We start from the raw sequence: 9,765 nt of genomic DNA, 5'->3' as shown, positions 1-9,765 counted from the left end.
CGGGCCGTGGTTCCGCCGCGGGCTGCGCGGCGGCGGCGTCGGCCTTGAGCTGGGGCGCGAGGCTGGCCTGCCGTACCCGGCGGGGCAGTCCCGTGGGCGTGGTGGGCGCGGGCGTGCCCCGGGCCGGGGTGCCGTCGGTGGGCTCCGGCGCGTCCGATGTGTTCGGGGCGTCCGGGGCGGGGTCCTTCGGCGCGGAGGACGACGGAGGCGCGCCGGGGCTTTCGGGGCCGGGTCGCTCGGCGCCGGGGCGTTCGGGCCCCGGGCGCTCGGTTTCGGGGCGCTCCGTGGTGCCCTTGCCGTCTGCGTCGCGGTCGTCGACCGTCCTGCCGTGGTCGGAGACCAGCACCGGCGGTCGGGGGCGGCGCGGCAGCGGTGCCAGCCCGCCGCGCGGCGACCGGTCCCTGGTCTGCTGATGCTGCTCGTCCTCGGGGACGGGCGGCACCGGTGCGATACCGCGTGGCGCGGCGGGCTTGCCGGCCCGGCCCCTGCGGTCGCGGTCCGGGCTCCGCTCACGGCCCCGGCTCCGGCCACGGCCCCGGAAGAGACTTTCCTCGTCCTCGACCGGGCCCAGCTCGTCCGGGCCGAGCGGCGCCTCAAGTTCGACCGGGCCGTCGATGACGGCCGGGCTGCGCCGCTCGCGCCCCGGGATGGGCACCGGCACCTGCGAGAGCGCGGCCAACTTGCCCGCGGCGTGCTCCAGTTCGTTGCCGACCGGTCCACCGGGCAACTCGCCGGCGCCCGGCTCGTCGTCCTCCCGGCCACCGTCACCGGTCTCGGTCAGGATCGTCCCCGGGATGAAGACCACCGCGGTGGTGCCGCCGTACGGCGAGGGCTGCAGGGAGACCCGTACGTCCTGCCGCTGGGCGAGCCGGCTGACCACGAACAGACCGAGCCGGTCGGTGTCGGACAGCTCGAACTCGGGGGTCTCGGCGAGCCGGAGGTTGGCCTCCAGCAGCAGATCCGGCGTCATGCCCAGGCCGCGGTCGTGGATCTCCAGGGTGTAGCCGTTGGCGACCCGCTCGCCGAGCACCTGGACGGCGGTGTGCGGCGGGGAGAAGACGGTGGCGTTCTCCAGGAGTTCGGCTATCAGGTGTGTGAGGTCCGAGACGGCGGGGCCGTCCACGGCCAGCCTCGGCAGCCGGCGTACCTCGATCCGCTCGTAGTCCTCCACCTCGGCGACCGCCGCGCGCACCACGTCCATCAGCTGGATCGGTTTGCGCCACTGCCGGGAGGGGGCCGCGCCGGAGAGGATGACCAGGCCCTCGGCGTGCCGCCGCATACGGGTGGTCATATGGTCGAGCCGGAAGAGGTCGGCGAGCTCGTCGGTGTCCTCGGTGCGCCGCTCCATGGCGTCCAGCAGGGTCAGCTGGCGGTGCAGCAGGACCTGGCTGCGGCGGGCGAGGTTGACGAACACCTCGGAGACGCCGCGGCGCATGTCCGCCTGTTTGACGGCGGCCTCGATGGCGGCCCGTTGCAGGGTGTTGAGCGCCTGGCCGACCTGGCCGGTCTCGTCGTGGCCGAATTCGAGCCGGGGTGCCTCGGTCTCCACATCGACCTGTTCGCCGGCCGCGAGCCGGCGCATCACGCTCGGCAGCCGTACGCCGGAGACCTCGTGGGCGGTCTTGCGCAGCCGGGTCAGGTCCCGGACGTGACGGCGGCCGATACGGAAGGAGACGATGATCGACACCAGCAGTGCGACAAAGCCGAGGACGCCGGCGACGGCGGCCTTGAGCAGGATGCGGGTGGCGACCGGGGCGACGCGTTGCTGGTAGCGGTCGCCGGTCTCCTTGCCCATCCGCTGCAGATCGCCGAGGACCTTCTCCGCGGCGGTGTTCCAGCGCTCGGCGTTGACCACACGCGGTCCGGCCTGTGCGCCGGCGGCGATCACCCGGTCCTCGTACGCGGTCAGTTCGCGGGCCTTGGCGGAGCGCCAGTAGTCCTCGTAGAGACCGCGGTCCTTGGCGGGCAGGACGGGCAGGGTGGTGCCGTAGAGCACGCGGCGTTCGGCGACCCGGTCGGACAGCGCGCGCACCTCGCGTTTGCTCATGCTGCCGGAGGCGAGCACCGCGGACATCAGGGCGTCCTCGCGGGAGACCGCCTCCCGGGCGCGGGTGATGTTGACCAGTGCGCGGCCCTGCTTGTCCATCTCCACGTTCTCCAGGGCGTGGAGCGCGGCGAGGAAGTCATAGCTGGGGTCGACCAGGGAGTTGTAGCCCTCCATGGCCTCGTCGCGGGTGACGGTGTTGTCCTCGACCTGGGCGCGCAGCGAGCCGAGCGAGGCCAGGCCCTTGAGGACGCTGTCCATCCGGTCGCCGGTCTCGCCGTTCAAGTCCTCGCGGACGTCGCGGACATCGGCGTCGGCGCGCAGCCGGGCGACGGCCTCGTCGGTGGCCCGGGTCTGCCCGTGGAGTTCGCTGAGCGCATTGGCGCCGCGCCGGTCGGCGAGGTAGAGCAGGCTCTGCCGGCGCTCGCGCTGGAGGGCCTGGACCACGTCCTCGACCGGATAGCCAAGGTTCTGTACGACGTTGCCGACGTCGAGCAGCTGGTTGGCCTCACGCCCGGTGATATAGGTCATGAACGCCCACATGGACGTCAGGGACACCAGCGGTACGAGCAGCAACGCCACGATCTTCCGGCGGACCGACTTCCCGCGAAAGCGCATGGCCTCCCCTACGTCAACCCCGGCGCACGGGGGTGGTGTTCCGTCAACAAACGGCGTGAGCCTACTACTGTCGGGGGACCAACCCGAAGGCCTCTCATGGCGTTGCGGAAGCCTCGGGGAAGAGCGCCGGGGAGGGATCGTCCTGAGTTGTCCGACGATTCCCGGACAACCCGCCCGCATTCATGGGCTCGGAGACCTCACCGGCATCCTGGGGTGTGCGCGGCCGGTTGGCCGGATTTGCTCTACCCCGGGTAACCCTGCGCCGTTGCGGTGCATGACCATGGGAGGGGACGGGGTGCGACACCAGGGGCGTGTATCCGGCGAAATCCGGGCAGCCACCAAGGAGTCGGACACGCGGGGAGAGTGCGGGGAGTGTGACGCGTTCATGGACACCGGCAGGCGGCCGTTGTGGCAGGAGGAGCCGGCGGCCCGGCCCCGGATGGCGGATCCGGTGCGCACGGCCGCGGTGCGCGCCGTCATCATCGTGGCGATCACGCTGATTCAGGCCATGGTGGCGTTCCTGAGCACGCTGGCGGGCTCCTGGCTGGCGTTCCCCGCGGTGCTCAGCACGGTCGCCAGCACCGTGGTCGCCACCTGGGCGGTACTGGACGTCTGGGTGACCCGTCAGGTGTGGGTGCAGCGCAACGGGGTGCAGTCGCAGCCGAGCAGCACGGCCCGCGAACTGCGGCGCGAGCGGCGCCGGGCACGCCGGCAGGGGCGACGGGAGTCCCGGGACCGCCGGTCGCGGGTGGACCGCGCGGCGGCGTGAGCGACGAAGTCTCGTACGGTCGGCGGTCGGCGGTCGGGCCCGGCCGGACGAACTCACCGGCTACGTCGCGCTGTTCGCCGGCACCTCGTATGAAGGGCCGGGCGACGCTTCGGGGGCGGCGTCCGGGCGGAGGTTGCCGACCACCGCGTCGAGATATTCGGCCACGGCGTCCCTGTTGCGGGTCAGGCACTGGATGCGTTCGGTCATGCGATCGCGTTCGCGGGTCAGCGTGGCGATCATCTCCGGTGTCGCATCGGAGAAATGGATGACCCGGGGCTTGTCCAGGCACGGGAGGATCTGCTTGATGATCCGGGTGGGCAGTCCGGCCTCCAGCAGCCCTCTGATCTGCATCACCCGGTCCACGAGGCGTTCGTCGTACGCGCGGTAGCCGTTCCGGCAGCGGTCCGGGACGATCAGCCCCTGCTCCTCGTAGTAGCGCAGCAGCCGGCGGGGGGTGCCGGTACGCTCCGACAGCTCTCCGATACGCATGTGGTCCACCTCACGCCCAGTCGCTTGACCTTCACATCAATGTGAGGGTTCGAGCATACGGACCATGAGCAACCACACCACACAACTGGCCGGTTCCCCCACCGGATCCGGCGACCGGACGAGACTCCCCCTGGCCGCGCTGCTGGCGCTCGCCACGGCCGTCTTCATCACCAGTCTGACCGAGACGCTGCCCGCGGGTGTGCTGCCCGCGATGAGTGCCGGCCTCGGCGTCGGCGAGTCCGCGATGGGGCAGTCGGTGACCGTCTACGCGATCGGGACCGCGCTCACGGCGATCCCCCTGTCGGCGGCCACCGCAGGGTGGCGGCGCAAGCGCCTGCTGCTGACGGCGATGGCGGGCTTCGCCGTCGCCAACACGGTCACGGCGGTCTCGGCGAACTATCCGCTGACCATGGTCGCCCGTTTCGTCGCCGGGGTGGCCGCGGGCCTGGCCTGGGCGCTGCTGGCCGGATACGCCCGCCGTATGGCGCCCGTTCACCTACAGGGCAAGGCGATCGCGATCGCCATGGCCGGCATTCCGGTGGCGCTGTCGCTGGGCGTGCCCGCGGGGACCTTCCTCGGCAAGGCGCTCGGCTGGCAGGCGGCGTTTGGGAGCATGACCGTGCTCACCGTCGCCCTGCTCGCCTGGATCGCCGCGACGGTCCCGGATTTCCCCGGGCAACGGCAGCACGGCCGGGCCCCGATGCTGCGAACCCTGACCGTCCCCGGTGTGGCACCGGTCCTGTTCGTGACCCTGGTCTTCGTACTGGCCCACACCGTCCTGTACGCCTATATCGCCCCGTTCCTCGACGGGCTGGGCATGGGCGGCTCGACCGACCGCGTCCTGCTGGTCTTCGGCGCCGCCTCCCTGGTGAGCATCTGGCTGGTGGGCGCGCACATCAACCGCCGGCTGCGGACCCTGACCGTCGCCGCCGGCCTGCTGGTCGCCGGGGCGGCCGCCCTGCTGGCAGTGGCGGCCGGCAGCCCCGCACTGGTCTATCTCGCGGTGACACTGTGGGGGCTCGGATGGGGCGGCGCCCCCACTCTCCTGCAGACCGCCGTGGGCGACGCGGGCGGCGAGGCCGCCGATGCCGCGCAAGCCATGCTCGTCACCCTGTGGAACGCGGCCATGGCCGGCGGCGGAGTCATCGGCGGAATCCTCCTCGGCCTCCTCGGCCCCGCTTCCTTCCCCTGGAGCGTCCTTGCGCTCCTGATACCGGTGCTGGTCGTGGTGATCGCCGCTCGCGCACACGGTTTCCCCGCCGAGCGCCCGCACATGACCTCATGAACGTCTGCGCGGGGCGGGGCCGGACGGCGGCCGGGATCGTTACGCCACCGCCTCTTCCCGTACGGCGGGCCGTACATGGATCATCCCGTCCAGGACGCTGACCTCGTGCGTGCGCACCGGCCGGCGGGCCGGCAGGCAGGTCGGGGCGCCGGTGCGCAGGTCGAACAGCGCCGCATGCAGCGGGCATTCGACGAAGCAGCCCTCGACCCAGCCCTCGGAGAGCGAGGCATCCTGATGGCTGCAGGTGTCGTCGACGGCGTAGTAACCGCCCTCGGCATGGAAGACCGCGATGGCCGGCGTGGCGTCGTCGATCTCGATCCGTACGGACTCGCCCTCGGGCAGGTCCTCGATGCGGCAGACGGGAATCATCTGGCCCCCCTCGCGCTGATCGGTATCATGTGTTCTGAATAACGCATCGCAGAGCGCGATGCGCAACAGAATCCAGGCCGGGAAGCGGGCCGTCAAGGGCTTCCCGACAGATGCCTCAGACGTGGCCCTCGGGGGCCACCGGGTGGTGACACAAAGACCCATGTCGAACACGACCGATACGTCAGACGACCGGTCCGAGGAGCGGCGCGGCGGGGCGGGATCCGTCCAGTCCGTGGACCGTGCGGTGAGCGTGCTGGAGATCCTGGCCAAGCTGGGTGACGCCGGGGTGACGGAGATTTCCGAGGAGCTGGGCGTCCACAAGTCGACCGCGTTCCGGATCCTGGGCGTGCTGGAGAACCGCGGGCTGGTGGAGCAGGAGAAGGAGCGCGGGAAGTACTACCTGGGTGCCGGGGTGCTGCGGCTGGCCGGCGCCGCGGCGATCCGGCTGGACATCTCGCAGGAGGGCCAGCCGGTGTGCCGGGCGCTCGCCGACGAGACCGGGGAGACCGCCAACATCGCGGTGCTGGACGGCGACGCGGCGGTCAACATCATGCAGGCCAGGGGGGCCGCCGCGGTCACCGCGTACAACTGGCTGGGCCGACGCACCCCACTGCACGCCACCGCCAGCGGCAAGGTGCTGCTGGCCCATCTGCCGCAGCAGCGCCGGGAGACCCTGGTCACCCGCAAGCTGCCGCGGTTCACCGAGAACACCCTGACCACGGCGGCCGGTGTGCGCGAGCAGCTGACCGCCGTGATCGAAGACGGATTCGCCTGCACCAACGAGGAGTTGGAGATCGGGCTGAACGCGGTGGCGGCGCCGGTGCGGGCGCACGACGGTGCGGTGATCGGCGCGATCGGCGTCTCGGGGCCGGCGTACCGGATGGAGCGCCGGCTGCTGCCGGAGCTCGCGGAGCGGTCCGCGAAGGCGGCCGCCGAACTCTCCCGCCGGATGGGGTACGCGGGGTGAGGGCCCGTCCTTGCGCCCCGGGCGGAGCAGCTCATGCCCGGGGTACGAGGACGGCGTTCGACCCGTAGCGAAAAATCCCCCTTGACGGATCCCTGACGGACTTCCAGCATGTCTCCTATAGCGCAACCCAGCGCGCTATAGGCAACACCGAAGACGGGGGTGGAGCGCCCTCCACCCCTGTCTTCGTTCCCCGCGCAGCGCACCACTCCACCCCTCACAGGCATCCGTGCCACCTCGCGCGCACCCGCCCCTGCCGCCACCGCAGGCGCTGTTTTAGGAGTGAGACATGCCGCACGAAGCCCGCGCCGTCGTCGCCCTCAAGAAGGGCGCGCCCGTCGAGGTGCTGCCGATCCTCGTGCCCGATCCCGGCCCGGGCGAAGTGCTCGTCGCCGTCCAGGCCTGCGGGGTGTGCCACACCGATCTGCACTATCGCGACGGCGCGATCGGCGACGAGTTCCCGTATCTGCTCGGCCATGAGGCGGCCGGTGTCGTCGAGGCGGTCGGTCCCGGCGTCACGGAGCCGGCGCCCGGCGACTATGTGGTGCTGGCCTGGCGGGCGCCCTGCGGGCAGTGCCGCTCCTGCCGCCGCGCCCGCCCCTGGTACTGCTTCAACTCCCGCAACGCGACCCGGTCGATGACCCTGCTGGACGGTACGGAGCTGACCGCGGCCCTGGGCATCGGCGCCTTCGCCGAGAAGACCCTGGTCGCCGCGGAGCAGGCGGTGAAGGTCGATCCGTCGGCGCGCCCGGAGGCCGCGGGCCTGATCGGCTGCGGGGTGATGGCCGGGTACGGCGCGGCCGTGCACACCGGCGGTGTGGGCAGCGGGGACACCGTCGCCGTCATCGGCTGCGGCGGCGTCGGCAATGCCGCCATCGCGGGCGCCTCCCGGGCCGGCGCGCGGCGGGTGATCGCCATCGACCTCGACGACGGCAAGCTGGACGCCGCGGAGCGGTTCGGCGCCACCGACACCGTCAACTCCCGTGGTACGGACCCGGTCGAGGCGGTCCGCGCGCTCACCGGCGGGCACGGCGTCGATGTGGTGATCGACGCGGTGGGCCGCCCGGAGACCTACCGGCAGGCGTTCTATATGCGCGATCTGGCCGGCACGCTGGTCCAGGTCGGTGTGCCCGCCCCGGACATGCGGATCGAGCTGCCGCTGATCGATCTCTTCTCGCGCGGCGGCGCGCTGAAGTCGTCCTGGTACGGCGACTGTCTGCCCAGCCGCGACTTCCCGGTGCTGATTGATCTGTTTCTGAGCGGCAAGCTCGATCTGGAGCGGTTCATCAGCGAGACGATTGTGCTCGACGACATCGAACCGGCCTTCGCGAAGATGCAGCGCGGGGAGGTCCTGCGGTCGGTCGTGGTGCTGTAACCGCCCGCAGGCCGCCCCGCCGGAGCCGTCACCCCGTGGCGCCCTCCGACGGCTCCGGGGAAGTGCGCTCTTCCGGGCGGCGGTACATCCGGGTCGCCGTGATCTGGCCGTGTACCGCCTCTCCGGCCGGATCCTGCTGCGGCAGGCCCGGTCGCAGATGCTCCTCGACGCTGATGTACTTCAGGCCGGCCCGCAGGTCCGCGTCGTTGCGCAGCCGGATGACCAGCGGGAACTCGGCGAGCGCGGTGGTGTCGAACAGGCCGGTGGTGTAGAGGAGCTGAACGCCCAGCGCGTCGGCGACGGCGCGCTGGAGCTCCAGCAGATAGGTCGCATTGGCGCGGCCGATGGGGTTGTCCAGGAACAGCGTGCCGGCGTGCCGCTGCTTGTCGCGGCCCCGGTCGTTGCTGCGCAGCGCCGCCATCGTGCAGTACAGGGCGATGGCGGCGGTCAGCAGCTGGCCGCCGGAGAAGACATCGCCCATCTGTCCGACCGGCACCCGCTCGGCGCGCAGCACCGCGTCCGGCTTGAGGATCTCCACCGCCACGCCGCGCGGCTGGAGCGCCGCGCCGACACCGCGCAGCAGCAGGGACATCCCGTCCCGCCGCAGATCGCTGTTCTTCCTGACCGCCGCGCGGGTCGCCTCGTCGATGACCTCGCCCAGCCGCTCGGTGAGCGTGGCCTGGTCGGGGTCCTCGAAGCGGATCCGCAGGAACTCCTGACCGGACCACTCCCCCAGCCCCTCGGGCAGCCGGGACAGCCGCTGGGCCGAGCGCAGCGTCGTCAGCGACGACTCGACCAGGCCGCGGAGCCGGTCGACGATGGAGTCGCGGTTGCGCTCCAGCTGCTCCAGCTCGTCGGTGAGCACCCGCAGCCGGGGCGCGAAGGCCTCCGCCCACTTGACGGCGTGGTCCGGGAGGGCCGCGGCGGGCAGCTCACGGATCTGCTGCCGGGCGGGGGTGCGGACCTGTTCGTAGCGGGTGGAGTTGGCGTGCCGTACGAGGATGTCGGAGGCCTCGCGGACCGCGGACTCGGCGGCGGAGAGGTCGGCGGCGCAGCCACGCAGGGAGCGGCGGGATTCGGCGGCGGCCTGCCGGGCCTCGTCGAGCCGGCCGGCGTACGGCTCGATCCGCGCGTCGCCCGTGTCGTCGGTGTCGTGGTGGTCGCGCAGCAGATCGCGCAGCAGGGCGGCGGTCTCGTCGAAGCCGCCGGCCGCGTCCTCGGCGCTGCGGTGGGCGCGCAGCAGCTCTTCGTGCTGTGCCCTGGCGCCGTCCAACGCCTCGGTGGCGGTGGCCAGTTCGCCGGCCGCGGCGCGCAGCAGCTCCTTGGCGCGGTCGGCGTCCGCGGGTACCAGCTCCTCGGGCAGCTCGGTGTGCGCGTCGCCGTCGGTGGGGGCGAGCCGTTCGGCCTCGCCGCGCAGCCGGCCGAGCTGTTCGCTGGCGGCCGAGGCGCGGCTCTCCAGCATCTGCACCAGCGACTCGGCGCGGGCCGCGGCGGCCTGCCGGGACGGGCCGTCGGCGGCGTCCGGGCTCTGAAGGAGCGCCTCCGCGCGGGTGCGGACCTTGTTGGTGAGACGGTTCAGCTCGGCCAGGGCCGCGCTCTCGTCGCCCTCGGCGCGGGCCTGCTCGGCGCGCAGATCGGCGCCGACGCCGACCTTTTCGTAGAGCTGGGAGGCGGCGCGGTAGGCCTCGCGCAGCGCGGGCAGGGAGGTGCTCACGCCCTCGGGGGCCTCGCCCAGATCGTCCGGTACGCCGGCGATCTCGGCGCGCTCGGCGCGCAGCGCGCGGGCGGTGCGGCGGGCGTCGTCGGCGGCGCGCTGAGCCGCCCTGCGGTCCTCGTCGGCGGCCCGCGCGCG

7 protein-coding genes and 1 pseudogene are annotated in these 9,765 nt (G+C 72.5%); 4 read left to right on the top strand and 4 right to left on the bottom strand.

Annotated elements, in window-relative coordinates; translation table 11 throughout:
- Window positions 1–2,662, bottom strand: a 2,662-nt coding sequence (locus DY245_RS35905) for a nitrate- and nitrite sensing domain-containing protein (RefSeq protein WP_128511285.1), incomplete at its 3' end; no start/stop codon positions are given.
- A gap of 280 nt (window positions 2,663–2,942) precedes the next feature.
- On the opposite strand from DY245_RS35905, the gene DY245_RS35900 reads away from it, so the two are divergent.
- A complete protein-coding gene (locus tag DY245_RS35900) occupies window positions 2,943–3,431 on the top strand; it encodes a hypothetical protein (protein WP_425329485.1) in 489 nt (162 codons plus the stop codon).
- A 60-nt stretch (window positions 3,432–3,491) separates the two neighbouring features.
- On the opposite strand, the gene DY245_RS35895 is transcribed toward DY245_RS35900, so the two are convergent.
- The gene (locus DY245_RS35895; RefSeq protein WP_128511283.1) at window positions 3,492–3,920 is read right to left on the bottom strand and encodes a MerR family transcriptional regulator; all 429 of its coding nucleotides are present in this window, start codon (window positions 3,918–3,920) and stop codon (window positions 3,492–3,494) included.
- A 64-nt stretch (window positions 3,921–3,984) separates the two neighbouring features.
- Here DY245_RS35895 and DY245_RS35890 point away from each other — a divergent pair, with 64 nt between their 5' ends.
- The gene (locus tag DY245_RS35890; protein WP_128511282.1) at window positions 3,985–5,205 is read left to right on the top strand and encodes an MFS transporter; all 1,221 of its coding nucleotides are present in this window, start codon (window positions 3,985–3,987) and stop codon (window positions 5,203–5,205) included.
- A gap of 39 nt (window positions 5,206–5,244) precedes the next feature.
- Here DY245_RS35890 and DY245_RS35885 read toward each other — a convergent pair whose 3' ends face one another.
- Window positions 5,245–5,574 carry a bifunctional 3-phenylpropionate/cinnamic acid dioxygenase ferredoxin subunit gene (locus DY245_RS35885; protein WP_128511281.1) on the bottom strand — a complete coding sequence of 110 codons (330 nt, stop codon included), beginning with the start codon at window positions 5,572–5,574 and terminating at the stop codon, window positions 5,245–5,247.
- A 160-nt stretch (window positions 5,575–5,734) separates the two neighbouring features.
- Between DY245_RS35885 and DY245_RS35880 the strand changes: the two genes are divergently transcribed.
- Window positions 5,735–6,541 (top strand): IclR family transcriptional regulator, encoded by an 807-nt coding sequence (locus DY245_RS35880; protein WP_128511280.1) that lies wholly within the window; start codon window positions 5,735–5,737, stop codon window positions 6,539–6,541.
- A gap of 286 nt (window positions 6,542–6,827) precedes the next feature.
- Entirely contained in the window at window positions 6,828–7,913 is a 1,086-nt protein-coding gene (locus tag DY245_RS35875; RefSeq protein WP_128511279.1) for an S-(hydroxymethyl)mycothiol dehydrogenase, read from the top strand.
- A 28-nt stretch (window positions 7,914–7,941) separates the two neighbouring features.
- Here the strand turns inward: DY245_RS35875 and DY245_RS35870 are convergent.
- Window positions 7,942–9,765, bottom strand: a pseudogene (locus DY245_RS35870) (hypothetical protein); the annotation flags it as partial.

Source organism: Streptomyces inhibens, from assembly GCF_003389455.1.
GTDB lineage: Bacteria > Actinomycetota > Actinomycetes > Streptomycetales > Streptomycetaceae > Streptomyces > Streptomyces inhibens.
The sequence above is the reverse complement of the archived record's forward strand: the minus strand, read 5'-3'. Positions and strand labels throughout refer to the sequence as shown.

Excerpts from the sequence above, each read along its gene's own strand:
- DY245_RS35900 (WP_425329485.1), top strand. The coding sequence starts at position 2,943 with ATGGGAGGGGACGGGGTGCGACACCAGGGGCGTGTATCCGGCGAAATC.
- DY245_RS35895 (WP_128511283.1), bottom strand. The coding sequence starts at position 3,920 with ATGCGTATCGGAGAGCTGTCGGAGCGTACCGGCACCCCCCGCCGGCTG.
- DY245_RS35890 (WP_128511282.1), top strand. The coding sequence starts at position 3,985 with ATGAGCAACCACACCACACAACTGGCCGGTTCCCCCACCGGATCCGGC.
- DY245_RS35885 (WP_128511281.1), bottom strand. The coding sequence starts at position 5,574 with ATGATTCCCGTCTGCCGCATCGAGGACCTGCCCGAGGGCGAGTCCGTA.
- DY245_RS35880 (WP_128511280.1), top strand. The coding sequence starts at position 5,735 with ATGTCGAACACGACCGATACGTCAGACGACCGGTCCGAGGAGCGGCGC.
- DY245_RS35875 (WP_128511279.1), top strand. The coding sequence starts at position 6,828 with ATGCCGCACGAAGCCCGCGCCGTCGTCGCCCTCAAGAAGGGCGCGCCC.